The following is a 22,197-nucleotide window of genomic DNA, read 5'->3' on the forward strand; positions in this document are numbered from 1 at the left end:
AGAACTGATATCAGTTCTAGTTATAGGGGGCAATGGGCAGGGCCGAATAGGCCCGGACCAGCGGTTTCGCCGCTGGTCCGGGTACCTCCAAGCCGCTTGGGCCGCCTGTGGGCCGTCGCCGGCGGCCCCGTAGCTGCCGTAGATCGCCTTCCGCGTGCGGCACTCGCCGCTCGGCATGAGGTGCGTGTAGACGCGCAGGGTGAACCCCGGGTCGCCTTGCCGAACCGGAATTCGTCGTTGGCTGATCACAGCCGGTCGACGCTGCCGAAGGCCTCCGACTGCAGGGTCTCGTGGGCGCGTTGATCACGGACGGTCACTCCTCAGCTCTCGTCCCCCCAGACGGCCTGCAGGTCCTCGCAGCGGACGGTGATCGACGCGTCGGTGAGCGCGATCTCGTGCACGCAACCGCCGTCCGCGTGCGGGAGGACCTCGTCGAGGAGCACGGTGTCGACCAGCATCCAGTCGATGGCGCGCTCATAGTCGATGGAGAAGTGTGTCACGCCTGAATACCTGATGCGCAGCCCTGAGTCGTGCTTCCACTGATTCGGAGCGAATTCCAGGGTCAGCCCACCACTTTTGTCGGTGTCCACCTGAATACCGGACAACTCTAGATCCTTGACACAGCGACTGTTGCCGTGCCCCAAATCATAATGCGCCGGATCGGACGCGAAGGCCCAGGCTCCGGCTGGCAATTGGTGGCGGAACTCGGGGAGTTCGGCCAGATAAGCCCTCGGATCCACGAAGAACCCGCCGTCGTCCCAGACGGCAGTGACGTACTTCATTTGCAACCTTCCGCGGCGAGAGGTGGTCGCCTCCACGGGCAGTGGAAATGCCCATCGATGAGGTCGAGTTCGTCGCTTTCGGCCGACTGCGCAATAGCATCTGCTTCATGGCCGTCATGCCCTGCGGCATCGCTCAACAGGCCAGTGATGCCATGCTCTCCAGCTTGGCCAGCGTACTCACCGGCACTCCCGGCGCGGGTAGCTTCCGCATAACCCACCTGGTGCCGGCCCCGGGACCGAGTCTGTTCCTCTCGATGCCGGCGCCTGCGGTCTGCCAGGCGGGTAGAAGCAACGGCAACCAGGCCGCCGATCACCGCGCTCACCGGTGCCGTGCAGTCCGTACGGCCAAGCTTCTGCCCCTGGGCGACCTCTGCGGTAGCAGGGGCTTCCCGTCGTGAGCCGGTAATCCCCCAGGTTCTGGCTGCGTGAGCCACTAGGTTGGTGGGCGTGGAGACGCGGGGGCAGCGTTATCGGTATGTGGGTCCGGCGGAGCTGAAGGCGCTCGTTCAGGCGAGCAGTGAGGGTCACAGCATCCGCTCGTCAGCAGACTTCGGCGAGTGGGTCTCTGCGCTGACCGTGGATGAGTTGGCCGAGCCCTTCACATTCGTCGTCGACGGCGGCGGGGTGCTGCGACTGGCTCCGCGCCGCAGCGAGCACGTGGTGTGCGCCGGCGGCGGAGAGGTGCTGAGCGCCGGCGAGATGAGCTTCCGCGAGGAGTCCGGACGGTGGGTGGTCGAGGAAGTCAGCAACCAGTCGACCGGCTACTGCCCGGACGTCAGCTCATGGCCAGCCGTGGCCGAGGCCCTGGACCGGATCGGGATCCATCGCCCGTCCGGGTTCACGCACGAGGTGGTCTTCCGCCGATGCCGCTCCTGCCGGGAGCTCAGCATCGTGCGGGAGGAGGACTTCGTCTGCGTCTTCTGCGGCGAGGATCTGCCGCGGGAGTGGAACACGGGGGAGCCCGGGTGACCGGCCGGACAGCGAAGATCACATCGCGGTGCGAGTGCGGCAGCACTGCGGTGCGACAGGTGAACCAGTTCGTCCTTCACGATGAGTTGTGGTGGGACTCGGAGTTCTCTTGCGGGTCCTGCGGCACCCACTTGTGCGAACACGCCGGTCGGGGACCAGCGCCTGATGATGTCCGGGAGGCCCTGCTCGCAGCGCACGGACCCGTCAGGCTCCGGCTGGTCGGCCCGGTTCCCCATCTCGTCCCGACTTTGAAGGTCCTTCGGGAGGTCTCGGCGGCCTCGTTGTCGCGCGCGCGTGAGCTGGCTGGGGAGCTGAGCCGTGATGGCCTGGTGGGGACCTTGCCGGAGATGGAGTTCCTCAGGGCCCGGCTGCAGCTGCGCGGGGTTCACGCCGACATCGATCAGTAGCTGTCCCCGGAGACGCCGACAACTCACGCGCTGAAGACGTCGTCGAGGACCTTCACCGGCAGCGGGATGGCGTCGAGCACCGCCACCTGCCCGGGCCGGAAGACGACCACAGGCGAACCGCCGGGCTCCACCACCGCGGCCGAACGAACGTAGCGCTGACGGGCGCCGTCCGGTGCTCGCCGGCGCGTATGACCGCGAGGAAGGCACGGGCCGGGATTGCGCGAGTTACCCGGCGGGTCCACAGCGCGTGGAGGGAACGGATTCCGACCAAGCCAGTCCGGAGTATTTCCAGCATAGATTTTGATCTATTTTTGGACCGGGCGAATTGAATTCGAAACAACCGTTTACCCAGTGGTGCCGCTCGCCGAACAGGAGCACAGTGGAAATAGTCATGGGCGACCTTGCAGTAAGAGGTGCGAGTCGCGGTCCCGGGGTCTGTTGCGCGGCAGCGCAGTCGAAGCTGCATCTGCCGGACGCGGCGGGATTCTCCGTGCTCATTTTTTCGGCCCGGGAGATCATCATGAAGAGGACCAGTGGGACACGACGGCTGTCGTTGATCACTGCCGCACTCGGTCTTTCAGCCGGTGTCACGCTGGTGCCATATTCAAGGGAGGCCGCCGCCGCGGGCCAGTGCAGCATCGCTCCCTACGGCCTCATCGGCGGGACATGGACCGACTTGCGCAAGGCGGAAGGGAATACCTCCTGGCCGTGGCGCATCGGGTGCCCCATCAATCCGGAGCATGATTTCCCAGGACGGCACGGCCGTATACAGGACTTCCAGTACGGCCAAATCGCATGGTCTCCCGACCAGGCACCGAAGATGACCGTATGGACCCAAAAGGATCCCGGAGACCCGAGTCGAATCCGAGTCCAGTGGGATACGAACGACAGGGGATACAGCTACGACTTTTACATCATCCGCTGGGACAAGGACGGACACAACGTGGGACAGAAGGACATCAGCGGCACATACAACGGCTGGTGGGACTTCAAGATGAACCAATCGGGCCTCTACAGTTTTATTGTAGAAGGCTGCTCCAGCAGAACATTCGGATCGAAATGTCGGCACGGTTGGACGATTCCCGTTCTGGGGTGGGCCGACGTCTCACGGAAGCCGCCGCCTCCGCCTCCCCCGCCACCGCCACCCCCGCCGCATCCTGCGGCGCCCCCCGTCATCGACGCCTCCATCCAGTACGCCTCCGACACACTGCGGACCCTGCATGTCACCGGTGGTGGATTCAAGCCCCGAGAGCGGGTCACCATCTGGACATGGACGGGCGTCAGCGGCAGCTCCCGGAAACAAGAGGACGTTCGAATGGTTGCCACCGACAGCACCGGCCACTTTGCGTCCGACACCGGCGTCTCATGCCCGCCCGGCCAATTGACACAAGTAAAGGTCTCCGCTTACGGGTGGAACACCCACAAATTCTCCAACAGCGCCGGAGCTTCATGCTGAAGATCGACCGCCGACTCCATGACGGACCCCGGTGCAGGTGATCGCGGTCTTACCGCGCGCCGAGGAGGTCATCGGGCGGCAGGGACGCCGGCCCCCGCCGGCGGTGCACACCGTGTGGAGTGGTCGCACAACTATCTGACGTTCAGTCAGTTCTCGTTATAGTGGGCCGTGGTCGTGGGGTGCGGGCGGCGGGGCGGAGGACTGATGACGAAGACGTTCGATCACGGCGGGGGCGTACGGTCCGTTCAGGTCCCGATCCCGGACAATCCCCTGGGGCACACGCTGGTGTACGTCGTGGACACCGACCGGGGCCCGGTGCTGGTCGACACCGGCTGGGACGACCCGGCGTCCTGGGACACGCTGGCGGCAGGTCTCGCGGCCTGCGGCACGTCGGTCCAGGAGGTGCACGGGGTCGTCATCACACATCACCACCCGGATCACCACGGGCTGTCGGCGCAGGTGCGCGAGGCCTCCGGTGCCTGGGTGGCGATGCACGCGGCGGACGCGGCGATCGTACGCAGGGCGCGGGAGACCCGCCCGGAGCGCTGGTACGCGTACATGGCCGTCAAGCTGACGGCCGCCGGGGCGCCCGAGGAGCACGTCGCCCCGCTGCGCCGGGCCCGCAGCGGCCGCACCCTCCCCGGCCTCTCCCCCGCCCTGCCCGACCGGGAGATCGTCCCCGGCGAACTCCTCGGCCTGCCCGGCCGCCGGCTGCGGGCGATCTGGACCCCGGGCCACACCCCGGGACATGTCTGCCTGCACCTGGAGGAGGAGCACCCGGCCCGGCTGCCCGGGCACGGGCGGCTGTTCAGCGGTGACCACCTGCTCCCGGAGATCACCCCGCACATCGGTCTGTACGAGGATCCGGACGACGCGACGGTGACCGACCCGCTCGGCGACTACCTGGACTCGCTGGAGCGGGTGGGACGCCTCACCCCGGCCGAGGTGCTCCCCGCCCACCAGTACGCCTTCACCGACGCGCCCGGCCGGGTCGGGGAGTTGCTCGCCCACCACGAGGAGCGCCTGACCGGTCTGCTGGCCCTCCTGCGCGAACCGCTCACCCCCTGGCAGCTGGCCGAGCGCATGCAGTGGAACCGTCCCTGGCCCGACATCCCCTACGGATCGCGGACCATCGCCGTCTCGGAGGCCGAGGCCCATCTGCGCCGCCTGGTGAAACTGGGCCGGGCGGAACCGGTGCCGGGGAGCGGGCCGGTGGCCTACGTGGCGGTGTGACGGGTCAGCGGGCCGGGGACGGAGCGCGCTGGTCCCGGGCCTGTGCCAGGGTCGCCAGGAAGGCCCGCTCGTCCGCGGTCAGGGGCGGTCCCGACAACGGCGGCAGCGGCGGGCCGGTCAGCGCGGACAGGACGGCGTCCGGTCGCATCAGCCGTGTCGGGCCCGTGCGCAGGCAGGTGACGTCCCACAGGGCGGAGGCCGCCCGGTAGGAGCCGGTGGCGGCTCTGGTCAGCCGCCGCGAGTAGCCCGCGGTGAGGCGGTGCGCGAGGGTCGGCGCGCCGCCCTCCACGCCGGGATAGAGGATGTCCGTGCTGACGGCGACGGACCACGCCGCCTCGACGGACCGGGCCACCGTGCGCTGGACGCGGCGGGCCAGCCCGGGGGCGCCGACGTCGGTCTGCCGGACGGCCTCGGCCAGCGAGCGGGCGCCGAGCGCGGCCACCGACATGCCCTGTCCGTAAAGGGGGTTGAAGGTGGCCGCGGCGTCGCCGAGCGCGACGAGGCGGTCCGGCCAGACGCGGGACTTCTCCGGATACCGGCGGGAGTTGCTGGTGCTGTGGCTGGTGAAGACCGGTGTGAGGGGCGTGGCGCCGGCGATGAGCCGGCCCACCAGGGGGCTCGGCAGGCCGAGGGCGTACGCGAGGAAGTCGTCGGGGTCCTTCGGGGGTTCGCTGCCGCGGGTGCCGCCGAGGCTGACCATCCACTGGTCGTTCTCGATGGGGACGATCATGCCGCTGCGTCCGGGGCGACCGGTGTGGGGGTCGGCCTGGACCAGGGTCAGCGGCCAGTTCTGCGCGCCCTGCGGAACGCGGTAGACGCGGGTGGCGTTGACGAGCCCGGAGTCGAGGTTCTCCTCGCGGACGTCGTGGATGCCGAGCGCTTCGAGCCAGCGCACGATCCGGGTGCCCCGGCCGCCGGCGTCCACGACGAAGTCGGCGTCGAGTTCGCCGTCCCGGCCGTCGCCGCACCGGCGCAGGCCGTGGTCGGCGAGGAGGCCGGGGGCGAACTCGCCGTCGGCCCGCGGTGACAGGCGTACGCCGGTCACCTGCCGGGCACTGCCGAGCAGCCCGGTCACCTGGGCCCGGTGGACGGTGACGGCGGGGTTGCGCAGCACCGCGGTGCGCACCACCCAGTCCAGCAGGGCCCTGCTGCAGGTGATCGTGAGGTACTCGTCGTGCCGCCAGCGTCTGAACCAGCCCGCGGGGGTGAGGGCCAGCATGCCGGAGCTGAGCGAGATCTGCCGGGCCCCCGCCGCCAGCAGCTCCGCGCGCAGGTCCGTCCCGGGAACCAGTTCCTCCATCGCCTCCAGGCCACCGTGCATCAGCAGATGGGCGTGGCGGCCCTGGGGCACACCGGTGCGGTGCTCGGGCCCGTCGGGCAGCTCGTCGCGGTCCAGCACCACCACCTGGTCCACGACCGGCGCCAGCGCCGCGGCGGCGAGCAGGCCGGCTATGCCTGCACCGATGACGACAGCTCTGCGTCTACGCGACATTGCACTCCCCGTTCCTTCAGCTTCGAGAGGTCCGCTGCACACCGTCGCGTGCCGCTCCGACGACCGGTGAGGTCGCCAGGGCCTGGGACAGCCGGACCAGTTCGCTTGTATCCGAAAAGACTGCCGTGTGCAGGCGGGACGTGCCGGCCGGCTCGGAAAACTCGGGTGGCTGCGACTGCTTGGCCTGGTGCGCGGCATCGACCACCATGGCGGCGGCCGCCACGAAGTCGGCCTCGCCGGGCGAACTGCCCTGGGCCACCGCCTGTTGGTAGGCCTTCTCCCGGATCCGGCCGTCGCAGCGGGACTGGAGGGCGAGCAGGGCGTCCAGGATCCGTAACTCGCGGTAGTACAGCCTGCCGCGGGGCAACTGCCAGCTCGGAGGTGCGGGCTTGGGGGCGGTCGGCACGTCGCGGAGTTCGGCCCACAGCGGGGCCAGCGCCCGGTAGTCCCACAGGCTGCGCCACTGGGCCTGGGCGGCGGGCAGCAGCCGGGGAAGGACGAAGCCCGCACTGCAGATCAGGGCGCCGAGCGAGGTCACAGGCGGTGCGATGTCGGTGGACAGCAGGTCCAGGTCGTGCCCCGTCCAACGGGCGATGACCGCGGTGAACTTCGCGCACTCGAAGCCGATCACGTCCAGCGACAGCCCCACCATGATCAGGCGCAGACCGGTCCGGAGGATTCCGGTCACTTCGCGCGACCAGCGCAGACACACGTAGCACATGGTGATCATGCAGGCGCCGTGTCCGGCGAGGTAGAGGACGATCATCTCCCGCATGTACGGGGTGTTGGCGTAGTACGTGTCGAGGTCCCTGAGGCGCTCCACGGGCGCGTCCGCCAGGGTGAACAGCGTGATGATAGCGGCGATCAGCAGGCTGTAGACCACCGCGATCCGCACACTCCAGTACCTGATCCGGTCGGCGGGACCACCGCGCCAGTTGATGAGAAGGATCAGCAGCGAGGCGCTGTACGCCGAGATGACGCTGTAGGTCATGGGGGCGCCGAAATTGGGTGTCCCGGTCAGGTCGTTCACCGCGCCCAGGGTGACGGGCGCGGAACAGAAGAAGCACAGTCCGCCGAGGAAGATCGCGGCACAGGTGGTGGCGGTCAGCGGATCTCTCAGGGCGACGCGCGGCTTCTGGAAGAGCAGCAGGGCGGCCATCCCGAACAAGCATGACGCTGAGTACACGACAAGGCTCATGGGTCGAGAGCTCCGTTCAGCATGGGCGAAGGTGCGCCGGGGACGAGCGTCGGCGTCATACCGATTCAGCAGCTGCAGCGCCCTTGTCGAGGTGCAGGACCGGCACGCCCTTGCAGCCGGGCAGTGCGTCGGCGATGCACAGGAGAGCCGGGAGGTCGGGGCGTGCCGGCAGGGGCCCGGGTGCGCCGACGGCCGTGAGAGCGTCATCCCGTTCGCCCGCGGCATGGGTCGCGGCGGCGATGGCGGTGGCCCACGCGACGGCTTCCGCCTGGTGCGCGTCGCCGGCCGCGTCGAGCTGACCGACGTACGTGTCCCGGTACAGCCCCCGGTCGAAATAGCGCTCCAGGTAGTACAGGCCGTTGTAGATGGCGGTCTGGCGCCAGGTCAGCCAGCGGGTGGCCGAGGGCCAGAAGGGCCGCGGCGCACGCAGGCTCTCGCGGGTCAGCAGCTCCGTCAGTTCGTGGTCGAGCGGGCCCAGCCGCGCGTAGGCGCGCCAGCACCGGGCACGGTTCGCGAGATAGGGGCCGGCCAGCGGGATCACGGTGCCCGCGACGGTCAGCGCCGCACCCAGCCCGGCACAGGCCGGCGAGAGCCTCGTACCGAGCCGGGACCAGTCGTGTCCGTACCAGCGGGCGGCCACGGCCACTATCTTGGATGCGCTGTAGCCGGCGCCGAGGACGATGCCGACGCCCATCGTGACCAGTCCGGCGCGCAGATGGCCCCGCACGTGCCGGGCCCAGCTCAGTGAGCGGTACGCGGAGACGACGACGGCCGTGAGGTGCGCGACCAGGTACAGGACGATCAGCTCGGCGATGTACGGCGTGGTGGCGTAGTAGGTGTCGAAGTCCGTCCGGCGTTCCACCGGTGTGCGGCCCAGGGCGAACATGACGGCGATGCCGCCGAGGACGGCCGCGTACCCGAGGATCCAGTACCGGGCGGTGCGGGCCGTCTCGGGGCCGCCGCGCCAGTACACGATGAGGACCAGGGACGAGGCGCTGTAGGCCGTGATGGCCGCGTAGGTCAGGGGAGCCGCCAGGTTCGGCACACCGCTGACCGAGTTGATGAATCCGACCGTGCGGGGTGCGCCGAACAGAAAGCACAGGGAGGCGAAGGCGAGAACGCTGCTGATGGCGAGCAGAAACGGATCACGTCGCTGGCGTATGAGGTCGGGTACTTTGGCCAGCAGACCCAGCCACAGGATTCCGCAGCTCACATAGTTGATCCAGTCGCTCATCGGTCGGTCCCGCGGTAATTGAGAGCCGCGCCGATGCGTCCGGCGAGGTCGCCCGTGTTCGCGGTGCGTGCCGCGTAGACGGAGTCGGGCGAGGCCTTCAGCCAGGGGCGCAGCCGGTCGCCGATCAGCATTCCGAACAGGTCGGCCCGCTGCTCCGCGATCTCCAGGAACCGGGTGCGCGCGGCGGCGGGCTGGGAGCGTTCGCCGTCCGCCAGGGGGTAGAGGCTCTCGGAGTGCGCGGCGAGTGCGGACGTGTCGTTGTCCGCCATGTGCCAGAGCTCGTGCCCCAGGATCACCAGCTTCATCCAGGGCGGGGCGCCCGCCTCGATGATGATGTCGTCGCGCATGTCCCGTTCGATCCACAGGCCCGTGGTGGCGGTGTGCGGCGCCGGGAAGTTGGCCATGTGCACCACGATGGGACGCCCTCGCCATTCCGAGGCCGACTCGACCAGCGCGTCCAGCAGATCACCGGGATCCGCGGGGATCGGAACCCTGAGAGGGTCGATGAGCGCGTTGGCAAGTCGGCGCATCTTCCTGGTCGTACGCACCATGCTCCCCGTCGGCCCTCGACTGAAGTGGAAGGAGCCGCGGTCAGGCCGGTCCGCAGCTCAACGTGGCAGGGCGGTCACGTGTGGTCGCAAATATGCCAACCTCATGTCACTTCAGCCACCTTCATTGTTTAACCGCCGCCGGGAGGAAAGGGATGTAACGCGGAAACAGGGTGCTTCACCGCGTGACGGATGGCCAAAACGTGGCACCCTCGCGCCACGGCCCGTCCCGCCCTTGCGAACCCCCGCCCGCGAAGGCCCCTCAGACGGCCCGATGGGCCTCGTCCTGCGGGCGGGTGATCCTCTCCGCCCAGTACAGAAGACCCTCCAGCGCCCCGTCCGGCATGCTCGGTGCCCGCCGCGCCAGGCGGTACATGGCCTGGGTACGCAGTGGTCCGAGCGGGTCCGACATGCGCTCCAGCTCCCGCAGCACCGGGGCGAGAGCGAGGTTCAGGGCCGTGGGCTCGTCCGTGGTGAAGAACCCCGGCGTGAGATTGAAGAACTGACGCAGCCGCTCGGCCGCCTCCAGACCGGGCAGGCCCCTCTTGTACCACTCGCTCAGGGTTTGTCGGGTGACACCGGCGATGGCGGCCAACTCCTGCTGGGAGTACGGCTTTCCGTCCTTGCGCAGATAGTGCGCACGGAGGAAATCCAGCCGTTGGCGTACCCGGGCGGGTACGGACGTCTCCTCGGCCCGGCCGCCGTCCAGGAGGGTGGCGACGGCCTCCCGCTCGATGCCCGTCTGCAGGGACAGCGCGGCGACGTCCACGGCCCCGGCCTCTGCGAGTCGTTCCGGCTGACCGGCCGCGAAGGCCAGCGCCTTGAGGGTTTCGGCCAGGCCGGCATATGCGTCGTCGTGAGCCACCGAGCGTTCTCCGGGGGGCGTCGTCTGTTCTGGTGCTGAGGCAGACGTGAGGGTATCCGGTCATCTTCCAGACAACCAGAGCGTCGACTCCATCTGCATGACAATGCAGAAGATCTTGACAATCGAAGGAAGGTGGTAGCAGGATCACCGCACACCTGCGATGGCGGTTGACCGAGCGAGTGGGACCCCAGGCCGGCAACACCGCTCACGGCCCGTGCCCATCACCTGCCGCCTCGCCTTTCCCCGGTGTCAGAACGGCCGGCGCACAGGTGCCCGGTGAAGGACGACCGATCTCCCCGCGTACCCGCTCAGGGCTGCGAGCTGCCCGCCCCACCACCGGAAGGAAGAACATGGACGCCCTGGTCCTGACGCAACGACACGTGGGAAAAGTGGTCGAGCTCTGCGGCCGTGACCTCTTCGCCGATCTGGTCATCGACCGGCTGCACCGGGCCCTGGTCGGCAAGGGCAAGGGGGTCGCGCCGCCCCGGGCCGGTTTCGGCAGGGGCCCCGGGGACATCGGGGCCATCGAGTGGATGCCGTACCACCTGCCCGGCGATTCCATGACGCTCAAGACGGTGTCCTACACCCCCTCCCGCCCGACGCGCCCCCAGTACTTACCCTCCCTCAGCGGAACGCTGACCCGCTTCGACGACGCGACCGGCAGGCTGACCGCGGTGTGCGACGCGCGACTGCTCACCGCGGTGCGCACGGGTGCGGCCTCCGCCGTGGCCAGCCGCATGCTGGCGCTGCCGGAGAGCCGGGTGCTGGGGCTGGTGGGGGCGGGCGCCCAGGCCGTGACACAGGCCCACGCGCTGAGCCGGGTCTTCCCCCTGGAGGAGATCCTCGTCCACGACATCGAGGCGAGCCACGCGGCCTCCTTCCGGGACCGCGTGGGCTTCCTGGACGCTCATGTGCGCCGGGCCGGCCTCGCCGAACTGGTCGCCAGGTCCGACATCATCTGCACCGCCACCACCGTCACCGTCGGGGAGGGGCCCGTGCTGTCCGCCGACGGGCTCCAGCCCCATGCGCACATCAACGCGGTCGGCGCCGACCTCGTCGGCAAGACCGAGCTTCCCCTCTCGCTGCTGCGCGCGGCACTCGTCGTACCCGACCACCTGGACCAGGCACGGCACGAGGGGGAATGCCAGCAACTGTCCGAGCCCGAGATCGGCCCCCGGCTGTCGGCCGTGTGCTCCCACCCCGAACGCTGGGCGCCCTACCGGCACCGGACGACGGTCTTCGACTCCACCGGTTACGCCCTGGAGGACCATGTGGCCCTGGACGTCCTGATCGAGCTGGCGGAGGAGACGGGCGTCGGCGAGCGCATGCTCATGGAACACGTCCCGATCGACGCCCTGGACCCGTACACGTTCGCCGACTGAGCGCCGCAGAGAGCTGCGGCCGGCCGGTCCGCCCGGCGGGGCCGACCGCGACAGGCCGTGGCAGGCCGTGACGAGCCGTGGCCGGCCGTGCCAGGCCGTGGCAGACCGCCGGCCGGAACCGGATCAGGGGCGCCCGACGCTCTCCACCTCTCCCCGGCCGCCGTCCTGCCCCGACATGATGATCATCTCCACCAGGTCGGCGAGGGTGGCCAGCTGACGGGCGTTCATCTGCGGGGCACGCGCGGCCAGCCGGACCAGTCCGCACTCGCGCAGCCGCAGCAGCGGGTCCGCCTCCACCTCCAGGCCCTGCAGCACCGGCTGCAACGCCTCGTGGAGCGCCTCCGGTTCGTCCGCGGCGAAGAAGCCCGCCGGCAGACCGAAGAACCTGCGCAGCCGGTCGACGTGTTCGAGGCCCGGCATGCCGCTCTTGCGCCACTCGCTCAGCCACTGCCGGCTGGTTCCGGCGATCCTGGCCAGTTCGTCCAGCGAGTACCGCTTGCCGTCGGGACGGCGCCGGGTCTCCCGGATGAAGTCCAGTCGCTGCCGCACCCGTTGGGCGAGGCAGGCCTCGGGCGCCCGGCCGCCGGAGAGCAGCTCGACGACGACGCCGACGGGGATGCCGGTGCGATGGGAGAGGTCGGCCACGTCCAGGACCTCCGGCAGCCGGCCGGGTCGGCCGGTCAGTTCCCCGAGCCGCTCCAGCGCAGCGGCCAGCGGGGCGTAGGCGTCACTCACCGAGGTCCCCCCTGGGCGTGTCATGCGTTCGGTGGCTGGGCTGACGCGAGGCTACCCGGTCACCCGTGCGCCGACCAGACGGGACAACGCATCCTGCGGAATTAGGCAGTAATCGTTGACAGTTGAGGGCGCGGTGGGTGAGGATCGAGGCACAGAGAGCAAGATCGACCCGCCTCGGGTGCTGCCTATGGGGGAGCAGCATCCGGGGCGTTCCTCTGTCCGCCTTCTCCCGCGTAGGTGAGGCGACCATGCCGCATCCCGTCCTTCTGCTCGGGGCCGGCCGGCCGGCCGCGTACGGCGAGTTCACGCTGGCGCGGATCGCGGCGGCCCACCCGGTGGTCCTGGCCGGCAGCGCCCCGCCCGGCTGGGCACTGCCCTACCTGGCCGGCCATATCGCGGCCGACCCGGGCCAGGGGCCGGCCACGGCCGAGGAGGTCGCGCGGCACGCGGCCCGGCACGGCGTCGGCGGCGTGCTGACCTGGGACCGGGAGCAACTGCCCGCCGCCGCCCGGATCGCCGCCCGGCTGGGGCTGCCCGGCCTCCCGGAGGAGACGGCCCGGGCCTGCGCCGACCCGGCCGCGCTCCGCTCCCTGCTGGCCCGCCGAGCCGCCCCGCCGACCGGCCGGGACGACACCGAGGGACCGCTCGTCTCCGCCGAGGCCGTCGTCCTCGACGACGAGGTCCGCATCGCCGCGCTCACCCGTACGACCCCGGGCCCGCCGCCCGCCCGGCAGCCGCTGCGGCACGCCGTGCACGCCCATGACGGGCTGCTGCACAACCCGTTCCTGCGGCACACGGTGGAGCGGACCGTGCGGGCGCTCGGCCTCGCGCACACGGTGGTGCACATCGGTCTGCGGCTCACCGCCCGCGGCCCCCGTGTCACCGACGTCGTCCCCCACCTGCCCGGCGATCTGATCCCGCTGCTCGTCGAGCGGGCCACCGGCGTCGATCTCGCGCGGGCCGCCGCGGCCCTGGCCACCGGCGCGCCCGCGGACGTGACCCCGACCCGGCAGCGGGCCGCCGCGATCCAGTTCGCCTACCCGGTCGTGACCGGCCGGGTGACCCGGCTGGATCTGGACCCGGCCGCCGCGTACGAGCCGTCGGCCGAGCGCATGGTCCTCACCCGGCAGGCCGGAGACCAGGTCACGGCGGCCTGGCACGCGGGCCCGGCCGACCGGCTCGCCCACTGGGTGGCCGAGGGCGAGGATCCACCGGAGTGCGCCCGCACCCTGCACCGGATGGCGGGCTACCTGGACGTCACCGTCGGCACCCCACGGACACAGGCCGCCTGAACCGGGTGCCGCCCGGGCCCGACCTCGACCATCTCCCGGCGCTCTCCCGGCCGTCTCGCGGCAGCCCTTGTGGCCGTGACCCCGGTCACCGCTCCCGTGTGCGTACAGCCAGCCCTCGTGACCGTGACCCCGGTCACCGCTCCCGTGTGCCCACGGCCACCCCTCGGGCCGCGCGCGGCTGCCGGTAAAGTGGCGGGGTCGTCATCACACCCGTACGGGAGGAAGCCGGTGCAATTCCGGCGCTGACCCGCAACCGTGAACCGTCCGTCCGGACGGTGAGCCGGACCGCTCCGCACGGGACGTTGACCGGCTCGCGCGCGGCGCCCGTCGCGCGGTGCACCGTCGAGGTTTACGGAGCCGAGCCGCCCGGGGGTTCCCGTGCGCTGCCGGTTCCCCGCAGGAGAGGCAGTCGCCGACCATGAACGTCCGCCGCAGTGCCGCGGCTCTCGCCGCCATAGGCGTGCTGGCCGCCGCCGCACCCGCCATGGCCGCCGGCCCGTCCCCCTCCCCGAAGACGCGGCTCCCGTCCGGGCTGTTCGGCAAGGGCGACCCGATGTACGACGGGGTGTGGCGCCAGTCGTTCGCCCTGCTCGCACAGCACACGGTCGGCGAGCGTCCGGCCGCCTCGGCCGTCGACTGGCTGGTCGGGCAGCAGTGCGACGACGGAGGCTTCCCCGCCTTCCGCGCGGACACGGCCAAGCCCTGCCCGGTCAAGGGCGGCACCCAGCCGGACGTCGACGCGACGGCCGTCGCCGTCCAGGCGCTGCAGGCGCTCGGCGGGCACGACGGCGAGGTCCGCAAGGCGGTGACCTGGCTGAAGACGATGCAGAACAAGGACGGCGGCTGGGGCTACGCGGCGGGGCAGCCGAGCGACACCAACCACACCGCCGATGTCGTCGGCGCGCTGACCGCGGCCGGTGAGGACGCCGCCGGACTGCGCACCGGGGGCAAGACCCCCTACGACGCCCTGGCCAAGTGGTCCGTCCCCTGCTCCGCGGACGGCGGCGGCGCGTTCGCCTACCAGCCGGACAAGAAGGGCAAGCTGGCCGCCAACGCGGACGCCACGGCGGCCGGGGTGCTGGGCGCGCTCGGCAAGGGCTTCGCCGCCGGGCCCGGCAAGGCCCGCGACAAGGCCCCCGCCTGCACGGCCTCCGGCAAGCCGACCTCGGCGCAGCTGGCGGACAACGCCACCGCGTACCTCGCCGGCGCCGTCGCCAAGACCGGCCACCTCATGTCCGTCCTGGCGGGCGCCGAGGACCAGCCCGACTACGGCAACACCGCGGACGCGGTCGTCGCGCTCGCGGCGAACGGCTCGGCGGCGCAGGCGAAGAAGCCGTACGCCTGGCTGGAGAAGAACGCGGCGGCGTGGGCACAGCAGAGCGGTCCGGCCGCCTATGCCGAGCTGATCTTCGCCGCACACGCCCTGGGCGAGGACCCGCGCGACTTCGGCGGTACTGACCTGGTGCGGGCGCTCGACGCGACGGGCCCGGCTCCGCAGCCGGCGAAGGCCGCGCACTCCGAGGCGAAGAAGGCCGATCACGACTCGGGCACGAGCGTCTGGTGGATCGTCGGCGTCGGCCTCGTCGGCGGCATCGGCATCGGCATCCTGCTCAGCGGCCGCCGGAAGCGGCAGCCGTGACCGCCGTCCGCCGTGCCGCGGCCCTGCTCGTCGCCGCGCTGCTCCTCGTCGCCGGTGCCGCCCAGGCGCAGGCCGCCGGCTACCGCTACTGGTCGTTCTGGGAGCGGGACGGCGGCCGCTGGACCTACGCCACCGAGGGCCCCTCGACCGCCCGTCCCGACGACGGTGCCGTCCAGGGCTTCCGGTTCGCGGTGAGCGAGGACTCCGCGGACGCGAGCCGGCCGCGCGGCACGGCGGACTTCGCCACGATCTGCGCGAAGACGCCCGCGAAGGCGGGTACGAAGCGCGTGGCTCTCGTCATCGACTCCGGCACGGCGGCGGACGCCCCGTCCGGGGAGGCGCCGCCCGCGCGCCGCACGGCCTGCGCCCGTGTCTCCCCCGACGCGACGACGGCCGAGGCCCTGGCCGCGGTGGCCAGGCCCCTGCGCTACGACACGAACGCCCTGCTGTGCGCGATCGGCGGGTATCCGAAGAAGGGGTGCGGGGAGCAGGTGTCCGCCGACGGCTCGCACCAGCGGGAGAAGGGGAAGCCGACGGCGAAGGGTGCGGACGGCGGGCCTTCGCTGGGGCTGCCGATCGGTGTGGCCGTGGTCGTACTGCTGGGCGGCGCGGCGGTGTGGCAGGCGCGGCGGCGCGGCAATGCGTAGCGGGGGTGGGCCGCGCGGTCGGTCTGCGGGCCGTCGTCCGAGTGCGGGTCCGTGGTGGCTGGTCGCGCAGTTCCCCGCGCCCCTGGGGGGTCGACGTGACGTCGGCAGTGGCGTTGCCGCAACTGGCGGTCGGCGAGAGCGCATGGCTGCGGACCGCCGTCGACTCGCTGCGGGGCCGCGGTGGCTGGTCGCGCAGTTCCCCGCGCCCCTAAGGGGTCGACGTGACGTCGGCAGCAGTGTTGCCGTGGCCGACGGTCGGCGAGAGCGCATAGCTGCTGGCCGTCGTCGTCCGAGTGCGGGTCCGCGGTGGCTGATCGCGCAGTTCCCCGCGCCCCTAAGGGGTCGACGTGACGTCGGCAGTGGCGTTGCCGTGGCTGACGGTCGGCGAGAGCGTGTGGCTGCGGGGCGTCACATGGGTGTGGGGGTGGTCCGTGGGGGTGGGCAGCGGGGCCGCGGGGTGATTCATCCCGGTGCCTGGTGGCTCTGGTCTCTGGGGCTGGGCGCTGCGGCCACCCGGACGACCAACCCCCTCCTCCTCGCCCTCCTCATGGCCGCCGCCGGCTACGTCGTGGCCACCCACCGCTCCGCCGCCCCCTGGTCCCGCTCCTACACCGCCTTCGCCCGACTCGCCGCCGCGGTCCTGCTCGTACGCCTCGCCTTCACGGTCGTGCTCGGCTCCCCCATACCCGGCAGCCACACCCTGTTCACCCTCCCCGAAGTCCCGCTCCCCCACTGGGCCCAGGGCATCCGCCTGGGCGGCGGGGTCACCGCGGAAGCCCTCCTCTTCTCCGGCTACAACGGCCTGAAGCTGGCCGCCCTCCTCATCTGCGTCGGCGCGGCCAACGCCCTCGCCAGCCCGGCCCGCCTCCTCAAGTCACTGCCCGGCGCCCTGTACGAGACGGGCGTGGCCGTCGTCGTCGCGCTCACCTTCGCGCCGCATCTCATCGCGGACGTCCAGCGGCTGCGGGCCGCCCGCCGGCTGCGCGGCCGCCCGGACCGGGGCGTACGGGGCCTGCTGCAGGTGGGACTGCCGGTCCTGGAGGGCGCGTTGGAACGTTCGGTCGCCCTGGCCGCCGCGATGGACGCCCGCGGCTACGGCCGGACCGCCGAGGTCCCCGCCTCCGTGCGCCGTACGACGAGCGCCCTCACCCTCGGCGGCCTGCTGGGCGTGTGCGCGGGAACGTACGGACTGCTGACCGCGGAGGGCGGTACCTACGGGCTGCCGGTGCTGGGCGCCGGGATCGCCGCCGCGCTCGCCGGCCTGCGGCTGGGCGGCCGCCGTACCCCGCGCACCCGGTACCGTCCGGAGCCCTGGGGCACGCACGCCTGGCTGGTCGCGGGCTCGGGCGCCGCCGTCGCCGTGCTGCTCGCGCTGGCCGCCGTACGCGATCCGGACGCGCTGAACCCGGGAGTGGTCCCCCTCGCGGCCCCCGTCCTCCCCCTCTGGCCGGCCGCGGCGGTCCTGCTCGCGCTGCTGCCCGCCTTCGTCGTGCCCAAGACCTCACCCGACCCCGAGGAGCCGTCGTGATCCGCTTCGAGGAGGTCGCCGTCACCTACGAGGGCGCGGCCGGACCGACCGTCCAGGGTGTGGACTTCGAGGTGCCCGAGGGCGAACTCGTGCTGCTCGTCGGCCCGTCGGGGGTCGGCAAGTCGACCGTGCTGGGCGCGGTCAGCGGACTGGTTCCGCACTTCACCGGCGGCACCCTGCGCGGCCGGGTCACGGTGGCCGGCCGGGACACCCGTACCCACAAGCCGCGCGAACTGGCCGACGTGGTCGGCACGGTGGGGCAGGACCCGCTCGCGCACTTCGTGACGGACACGGTGGAGGACGAACTCGCCTACGGCATGGAGTCGTTGGGGCTCGCCCCGGAGGTGATGCGGCGCCGGGTGGAGGAGACCCTGGACCTGCTGGGCCTCGCCGATCTGCGCGACCGGCCCATCGCCACGCTCTCCGGCGGGCAGCGGCAGCGGGTCGCGATCGGTTCGGTCCTCACCCCGCACCCGCGGGTACTGGTGCTCGACGAGCCGACCTCGGCCCTCGACCCGGCCGCGGCGGAGGAGGTGCTGGCCGTCCTGCAGCGCCTGGTCCACGACCTCGGCACGACGGTCCTGCTGGCCGAGCACCGCCTGGAACGCGTGATCCAGTACGCCGACCGGGTCGTCCTGCTGCCCGCCCCCGGCGCCGCCCCGCTGTTCGGCGACCCGGCCGAGGTGATGGCCGTCTCGCCGGTGTACCCGCCGGTGGTGGACCTGGGCCGGCTGGCGGGCTGGTCCCCGCTGCCGCTGACCGTGCGGGATGCCCGCCGTCGCGCCGGCGACCTGCGAGAACGGCTGACGGACAGCCGCCCGAACAGGCCACGGCCCCGGACCGGACCGCCATCCCACCGGCCGACGTCCACCACCGGAGCGTCATCCCACCGGCCGACGTCCAGCATCACGGCCCCGCCGCACGAGCCGACATCCACCACCGACGCGCCGTCCCTCCGGCCGACGTCCGCCGTCACAACGCCGCCGCACGAGCCGACGCCCGCCACCGGAACCCCGCCGCACGAGCCGACATCCACCACCGACGCGCCGTCCCTCCGGCCGACGTCCGCCGTCACAACGCCGCCGCACGAGTCGACGTCCGCCACCGGAACCCCGTCACACGCGCTGGCGTCCACGGCCAAGACTCCGCCCCACCGGCCGACGCCCACGGCCGAAACCCCGCCCCACCGGCCGACGCCCGCCACCGAGACCCCGGCGCACGAGCCGGTCCCCGTCGGCGGGATCCGGCGTCGGCGGCTGTTCCGGCGGGGCGCCGTTCCCGGTGCCGCCGTGGACGCGCAGGTCGCCGAGGTGCGTGCGCTGGCCGTGCGGCGGGGCCGGATCACCGCGCTGCGGCACGTCGACCTGACCGTGGCACCCGGCGAGACGGTCGCACTCATGGGCCGCAACGGCGCGGGAAAGTCCACCCTGCTGGGCTCCCTGGTCGGACTCGTGGAACCGACCTCCGGCACGGTCCGCGTCGGCGGAGCCGTCCCGCACCGCACCCCGCCGCGCGAGCTGGTGCGCCGGGTCGGTCTCGTCCCGCAGGAGCCGCGCGACCTGCTGTACGCGGACACGGTGGCCGCCGAGTGCACGGCCGCCGACCGGGACGCGGGGGCCGCCCCCGGCACCTGCCGGGCCCTGGTGTCCGAACTGCTGCCGGGCATCACGGACGACACGCATCCGCGTGACCTCTCCGAGGGCCAGCGGCTGGCGCTCGCCCTGGCGGTCGTCCTGGCCGCCCGCCCTCCGCTGCTGCTGCTCGACGAGCCGACCCGCGGCCTGGACTACGCGGCCAAGGCCCGCCTGGTCACGGTGTTGCGCGGGCTGGCCGCCGAGGGGCATGCGCTCGTCCTGGCCACGCACGACGTGGAGCTGGCCGCCGAGATCGCGCACCGGGTGGTGCTGCTCGCCGACGGCGAGGTGATCGCCGACGGCCCGACGGCGGAGATCGTGGTCTCCTCGCCGTCCTTCGCCCCGCAGGTCACCAAGATCCTGGCCCCGCAGCAGTGGCTGACGGTGGCCGAGGTCAGAAAGGCCCTGGCATGACCGCCGCACAGGCCCGGGTCCGTGCCGTCCGGCTCGGCCGCCGTTCGATCGCCGCGCTGGTGCTGGTCAGCGCGGTGGGAGTGGTCGCCTTCTGCTGGCCCTTCCTCGCTCCCCCCGCCTCCCGGATCAGCGCGCACGCCCAGGACGCGCCCTGGCTCTTCGCGGCTCTGCTGGTGCTGCTGGTCGCGGTCGTGGCGGCGACGATCTCGGAGTCCGGGCTGGGACCGAAGGCCGTCGCCATGCTGGGCGTGCTGGCGGCGACCGGGGCGGCGCTGCGTCCGATCGGCGCTGGTACGGCCGGGATCGAGCCGATGTTCTTCCTGCTGGTGCTCAGCGGCCGGGTGCTCGGACCCGGGTTCGGCTTCGTCCTCGGCTCGGTGACGATGTTCGCGTCCGCGCTGCTCACGGGCGGGGTGGGCCCCTGGATGCCGTTCCAGATGCTGGCGATGGGCTGGTTCACCATGGGCGCCGGTCTGCTTCCGGGCCCGGTGCGTCTGCGCGGCCGGGGCGAGCTGCTGCTCCTGGCTGTCTACGGCTTTCTCGCGGCCTTCGCCTACGGCACGGTCATGAATCTGGCCGGCTGGCCCTTCATGGGGGCCCTGACCTCGAACATCGCCTTCGACCCGCACGCGGCGGTCCCCGCCAACCTGGCCCGGTTCGCCGCCTACTGCCTGGCCACCTCCATGGGCTGGGACCTGGGCCGGGCGATCTGCACGGTCGTCCTCACCCTGGCCCTCGGCCCGGCGCTGCTGCGCGCGCTGCGCCGGGCCACCCGGCGTGCCGCGTTCGAGACCGCGGTCACATTCGACGCACCCGCTGGGTGAGGGGGCGTATCCGTGCCGTGAGGCGGGCGGTGAAGCACCCCACATGACACAGGTCACCTACGACCGCCGACCGTAGACTCTTATGTCCGATACATCCTCTCGTGCACCCCCTCCGACCTGCACATTGAGACCTAGGCCACACAAACGACCTTTCCCCTCGTTCCGGCCACAACTAGTAAAAGGGGTCATTGCGGACCGGCTGCGGGCCTGGTTCTGTGGACGACGTCGCCAGGCGCCACGAGCCCGAACGGGTCGCGGCGCCACCGTATGGGGGCCATCGCACGAAGCGTGGCCCGGGCATACGGGCGATCCCCTGTCCCCGACGCAAGAGGTTCTCCGTGCCCGTCTCCTTCATCCGCCGCATCGCTTCCCCGAAGAAGGCCCTCACCGCCGCCGCCGTGGCCGCCGCCACCGCCGGTATGGCACTGGCCGCGGCGCCCGCCCAGGCCGCCACGACCTCGGCCTCCTCCGCTCAGGCGATCGCGCACAAGATGATCCCGGACGCCGCGCAGTTCACCGCGTTCAGCAAGATCGTCGAGCACGAGAGCGGCTGGAACCCGGCCGCCACCAACAGCTCCTCCGGCGCCTACGGCCTGGTCCAGGCCCTGCCGGGGTCGAAGATGTCCTCGGCCGGCGCCGACTGGAAGACCAACCCGGCCACCCAGATCAAGTGGGGCCTGGACTACATGAACTCCCGCTACGGCAGCCCGACCCAGGCCTGGAGCTTCTGGCAGGCCAACGGCTGGTACTGAGCCGCTCCGCCGCCGGACCACCGGGTCCCCTTCGGCAGCGCTCCGACGTGCGGCCCCACGTGGCCGGCGTCCCCCTGACGCAGCACGCGCACCCTCGCCCCCTGACCGGCGAGGGTGCGCTCGCATGTCCGGACGCCCGGACGTTGCCGACCGGCACGTCCGTTTCGCCTCCGTGTCCGCCAGGACGTACGGCCCGGCTCCGCACCCGCCAGGGCGTACGGCCCGGCCACCGAGCGGGCCCCCCGCGCAGCGCGACGGCCGCTGCGGCATCCGCCATCCGGATAGGCCGACCGGGCTGCTTTTCCGCCGATGTGCGCGTGTCCTCTGTGATGCCCCGAACGCCAGGGACGCACGCTGCGCCAGGGCATCCGGGCGCCTCCCCGCGCCCGTGGTGGACGTGTCCCGCCCAGCGTGTCCGGCCGACCGGAGGAACGATGACGACACCGACGGCGGACCCGGAGGTGCGCGGGGTGCGGCTGGTGGTCGTGCTCCTGGCGCTGACGATGGTCAGCGGCCTCATCGACGCGGTGAGCTATCTGGGCCTCGGCCGGGTCTTCACGGCCAACATGACCGGCAATGTGGTGGTCCTCGGCTTCGCCGCCGCCGGAGCCCCCGGCTTCTCGGTTCCGCACACGGCGACCTCGCTGGCCTGCTTCCTGCTCGGCGCGGTGGCCGGAGGACGCGTGGCGGCCCGCTGCAACGACGGGTCGCGCCGCAAGTGGACCCGGCTGACCCTGGCGGCCGAAGCGCTCCTGGTCGGCGGCGCGGCCTCGGTCGCCCTCGTCTGGCCGGACACGAACGGCACCCGGTACGCCCTCGTCGCCCTGACCGCGTTCGCGATGGGCCTGCGCAATGCGACGGTCCGCAAGCTGGGCATCCCCGACCTGACGACCACCACCGTTCTGACGATGACCCTGACCGGCCTGGCCGCCGAATCCCGGCTGGGCGACGCCACGGGCCGCCACTCCCCCCGCCGCGCGGCCGCGGTGATCGCCATGTTCGCGGGCGCCTGGCTGGGTGCCTGGCTGGTGCTGCACCACGGTCTCGCCCTCCCCCTGCTCCTGGCGGCCGTGGTCTCGGGGGTGCTGGCGCTGGTGGCTTCGGGGCGCGAGTGAGCGGTGCGGACCTCGGGGGAGGCAGGAACCGGGCATAGGGACGGGAGTGTT

Annotated in this window: 19 protein-coding genes and 1 pseudogene; 12 read left to right on the top strand and 8 right to left on the bottom strand. The window is 72.0% G+C overall.

The features are described 5' to 3' along the window. Positions 1-90: 90 nt before the first annotated feature. Together ACZ7P3_RS07330 and ACZ7P3_RS07335 are read right to left on the bottom strand one after the other, a co-directional pair. Positions 91-213, bottom strand: a pseudogene (locus tag ACZ7P3_RS07330) (tyrosine-type recombinase/integrase); the annotation flags it as partial. A 107-nt stretch (positions 214-320) separates the two neighbouring features. Beyond that, complete coding sequence (locus tag ACZ7P3_RS07335; protein WP_472079617.1) at positions 321-782, bottom strand: hypothetical protein; 462 nt, start codon at positions 780-782, stop codon at positions 321-323. 492 nt (positions 783-1,274) lie between these two features. Here ACZ7P3_RS07335 and ACZ7P3_RS07340 point away from each other — a divergent pair, with 492 nt between their 5' ends. From ACZ7P3_RS07340 to ACZ7P3_RS07350, 3 genes are all read left to right on the top strand, one after another. Further along, a complete protein-coding gene (locus tag ACZ7P3_RS07340) occupies positions 1,275-1,751 on the top strand; it encodes a hypothetical protein (protein WP_472080293.1) in 477 nt (158 codons plus the stop codon). Positions 1,752-2,648: 897 nt separating this feature from the next. Further along, entirely contained in the window at positions 2,649-3,614 is a 966-nt protein-coding gene (locus ACZ7P3_RS07345; protein ID WP_472079618.1) for a hypothetical protein, read from the top strand. A gap of 204 nt (positions 3,615-3,818) precedes the next feature. After that, complete coding sequence (locus ACZ7P3_RS07350; RefSeq protein ID WP_472079619.1) at positions 3,819-4,847, top strand: MBL fold metallo-hydrolase; 1,029 nt, start codon at positions 3,819-3,821, stop codon at positions 4,845-4,847. Positions 4,848-4,851: 4 nt separating this feature from the next. On the opposite strand, the gene ACZ7P3_RS07355 is transcribed toward ACZ7P3_RS07350, so the two are convergent. The 5 genes from ACZ7P3_RS07355 to ACZ7P3_RS07375 form a co-directional block, all read right to left on the bottom strand. Next, complete coding sequence (locus tag ACZ7P3_RS07355; RefSeq protein ID WP_472079620.1) at positions 4,852-6,339, bottom strand: NAD(P)/FAD-dependent oxidoreductase; 1,488 nt, start codon at positions 6,337-6,339, stop codon at positions 4,852-4,854. A gap of 16 nt (positions 6,340-6,355) precedes the next feature. Continuing rightward, positions 6,356-7,498, bottom strand: a complete 1,143-nt coding sequence (locus tag ACZ7P3_RS07360) for an MAB_1171c family putative transporter (protein ID WP_472079621.1) — start codon at positions 7,496-7,498, stop codon at positions 6,356-6,358. Positions 7,499-7,592: 94 nt separating this feature from the next. Beyond that, positions 7,593-8,771, bottom strand: coding sequence for an MAB_1171c family putative transporter (locus ACZ7P3_RS07365; protein WP_472079622.1), 1,179 nt, complete (start codon positions 8,769-8,771; stop codon positions 7,593-7,595). After that, positions 8,768-9,301 (bottom strand): toxin, encoded by a 534-nt coding sequence (locus tag ACZ7P3_RS07370; RefSeq protein WP_472079623.1) that lies wholly within the window; start codon positions 9,299-9,301, stop codon positions 8,768-8,770. The genes ACZ7P3_RS07365 and ACZ7P3_RS07370 overlap by 4 nt, the downstream gene beginning before the upstream one ends. Before the next feature lie 280 nt (positions 9,302-9,581). After that, positions 9,582-10,184 (bottom strand): helix-turn-helix transcriptional regulator, encoded by a 603-nt coding sequence (locus ACZ7P3_RS07375; RefSeq protein WP_472079624.1) that lies wholly within the window; start codon positions 10,182-10,184, stop codon positions 9,582-9,584. 350 nt (positions 10,185-10,534) lie between these two features. Between ACZ7P3_RS07375 and ACZ7P3_RS07380 the strand changes: the two genes are divergently transcribed. Continuing rightward, on the top strand, positions 10,535-11,566 hold the full coding sequence (locus ACZ7P3_RS07380) for an ornithine cyclodeaminase family protein (RefSeq protein ID WP_472079625.1): 1,032 nt from the start codon (positions 10,535-10,537) through the stop codon (positions 11,564-11,566). Positions 11,567-11,689: 123 nt separating this feature from the next. Here ACZ7P3_RS07380 and ACZ7P3_RS07385 read toward each other — a convergent pair whose 3' ends face one another. Continuing rightward, the gene (locus tag ACZ7P3_RS07385; RefSeq protein ID WP_472079626.1) at positions 11,690-12,301 is read right to left on the bottom strand and encodes an XRE family transcriptional regulator; all 612 of its coding nucleotides are present in this window, start codon (positions 12,299-12,301) and stop codon (positions 11,690-11,692) included. A 248-nt stretch (positions 12,302-12,549) separates the two neighbouring features. Here ACZ7P3_RS07385 and ACZ7P3_RS07390 point away from each other — a divergent pair, with 248 nt between their 5' ends. From ACZ7P3_RS07390 to ACZ7P3_RS07425, 8 genes are all read left to right on the top strand, one after another. Beyond that, a complete protein-coding gene (locus ACZ7P3_RS07390) occupies positions 12,550-13,593 on the top strand; it encodes a hypothetical protein (RefSeq protein ID WP_472079627.1) in 1,044 nt (347 codons plus the stop codon). Between the two features lie 418 nt (positions 13,594-14,011). Then, positions 14,012-15,232: a prenyltransferase/squalene oxidase repeat-containing protein gene (locus tag ACZ7P3_RS07395; RefSeq protein ID WP_472079628.1), complete on the top strand. Its 1,221-nt coding sequence runs from the start codon at positions 14,012-14,014 to the stop codon at positions 15,230-15,232. After that, positions 15,229-15,879: an SCO2322 family protein gene (locus ACZ7P3_RS07400; RefSeq protein WP_472079629.1), complete on the top strand. Its 651-nt coding sequence runs from the start codon at positions 15,229-15,231 to the stop codon at positions 15,877-15,879. The genes ACZ7P3_RS07395 and ACZ7P3_RS07400 overlap by 4 nt, the downstream gene beginning before the upstream one ends. A 412-nt stretch (positions 15,880-16,291) precedes the next feature. Continuing rightward, entirely contained in the window at positions 16,292-17,407 is a 1,116-nt protein-coding gene (locus ACZ7P3_RS07405) for an energy-coupling factor transporter transmembrane component T (protein WP_472079630.1), read from the top strand. Continuing rightward, positions 17,404-19,455 carry an ATP-binding cassette domain-containing protein gene (locus ACZ7P3_RS07410; RefSeq protein WP_472079631.1) on the top strand — a complete coding sequence of 684 codons (2,052 nt, stop codon included), beginning with the start codon at positions 17,404-17,406 and terminating at the stop codon, positions 19,453-19,455. Before ACZ7P3_RS07405 ends, ACZ7P3_RS07410 begins: the two co-directional genes overlap by 4 nt. Then, on the top strand, positions 19,452-20,279 hold the full coding sequence (locus tag ACZ7P3_RS07415; RefSeq protein WP_472079632.1) for an ECF transporter S component: 828 nt from the start codon (positions 19,452-19,454) through the stop codon (positions 20,277-20,279). The genes ACZ7P3_RS07410 and ACZ7P3_RS07415 overlap by 4 nt, the downstream gene beginning before the upstream one ends. A gap of 338 nt (positions 20,280-20,617) precedes the next feature. Then, positions 20,618-21,031, top strand: a complete 414-nt coding sequence (locus ACZ7P3_RS07420; RefSeq protein WP_472079633.1) for an aggregation-promoting factor C-terminal-like domain-containing protein — start codon at positions 20,618-20,620, stop codon at positions 21,029-21,031. Positions 21,032-21,465: 434 nt separating this feature from the next. After that, complete coding sequence (locus tag ACZ7P3_RS07425; RefSeq protein ID WP_472079634.1) at positions 21,466-22,146, top strand: YoaK family protein; 681 nt, start codon at positions 21,466-21,468, stop codon at positions 22,144-22,146. Positions 22,147-22,197 lie beyond the last annotated feature (51 nt).

Source organism: Streptomyces sp. NPDC107581 (assembly GCF_055657175.1).

What these genes read in the sequence shown, in the direction of transcription:
- ACZ7P3_RS07390 (WP_472079627.1), top strand. Translation starts at nt 12,550, where the DNA reads ATGCCGCATCCCGTCCTTCTGCTCGGGGCCGGCCGGCCGGCCGCGTAC.
- ACZ7P3_RS07425 (WP_472079634.1), top strand. Translation starts at nt 21,466, where the DNA reads ATGACGACACCGACGGCGGACCCGGAGGTGCGCGGGGTGCGGCTGGTG.
- ACZ7P3_RS07370 (WP_472079623.1), bottom strand. Translation starts at nt 9,301, where the DNA reads ATGCGCCGACTTGCCAACGCGCTCATCGACCCTCTCAGGGTTCCGATC.
- ACZ7P3_RS07380 (WP_472079625.1), top strand. Translation starts at nt 10,535, where the DNA reads ATGGACGCCCTGGTCCTGACGCAACGACACGTGGGAAAAGTGGTCGAG.
- ACZ7P3_RS07355 (WP_472079620.1), bottom strand. Translation starts at nt 6,339, where the DNA reads ATGTCGCGTAGACGCAGAGCTGTCGTCATCGGTGCAGGCATAGCCGGC.
- ACZ7P3_RS07405 (WP_472079630.1), top strand. Translation starts at nt 16,292, where the DNA reads ATGGGTGTGGGGGTGGTCCGTGGGGGTGGGCAGCGGGGCCGCGGGGTG.
- ACZ7P3_RS07335 (WP_472079617.1), bottom strand. Translation starts at nt 782, where the DNA reads ATGAAGTACGTCACTGCCGTCTGGGACGACGGCGGGTTCTTCGTGGAT.
- ACZ7P3_RS07415 (WP_472079632.1), top strand. Translation starts at nt 19,452, where the DNA reads ATGACCGCCGCACAGGCCCGGGTCCGTGCCGTCCGGCTCGGCCGCCGT.
- ACZ7P3_RS07365 (WP_472079622.1), bottom strand. Translation starts at nt 8,771, where the DNA reads ATGAGCGACTGGATCAACTATGTGAGCTGCGGAATCCTGTGGCTGGGT.
- ACZ7P3_RS07360 (WP_472079621.1), bottom strand. Translation starts at nt 7,498, where the DNA reads ATGGCCGCCCTGCTGCTCTTCCAGAAGCCGCGCGTCGCCCTGAGAGAT.
- ACZ7P3_RS07350 (WP_472079619.1), top strand. Translation starts at nt 3,819, where the DNA reads ATGACGAAGACGTTCGATCACGGCGGGGGCGTACGGTCCGTTCAGGTC.
- ACZ7P3_RS07395 (WP_472079628.1), top strand. Translation starts at nt 14,012, where the DNA reads ATGAACGTCCGCCGCAGTGCCGCGGCTCTCGCCGCCATAGGCGTGCTG.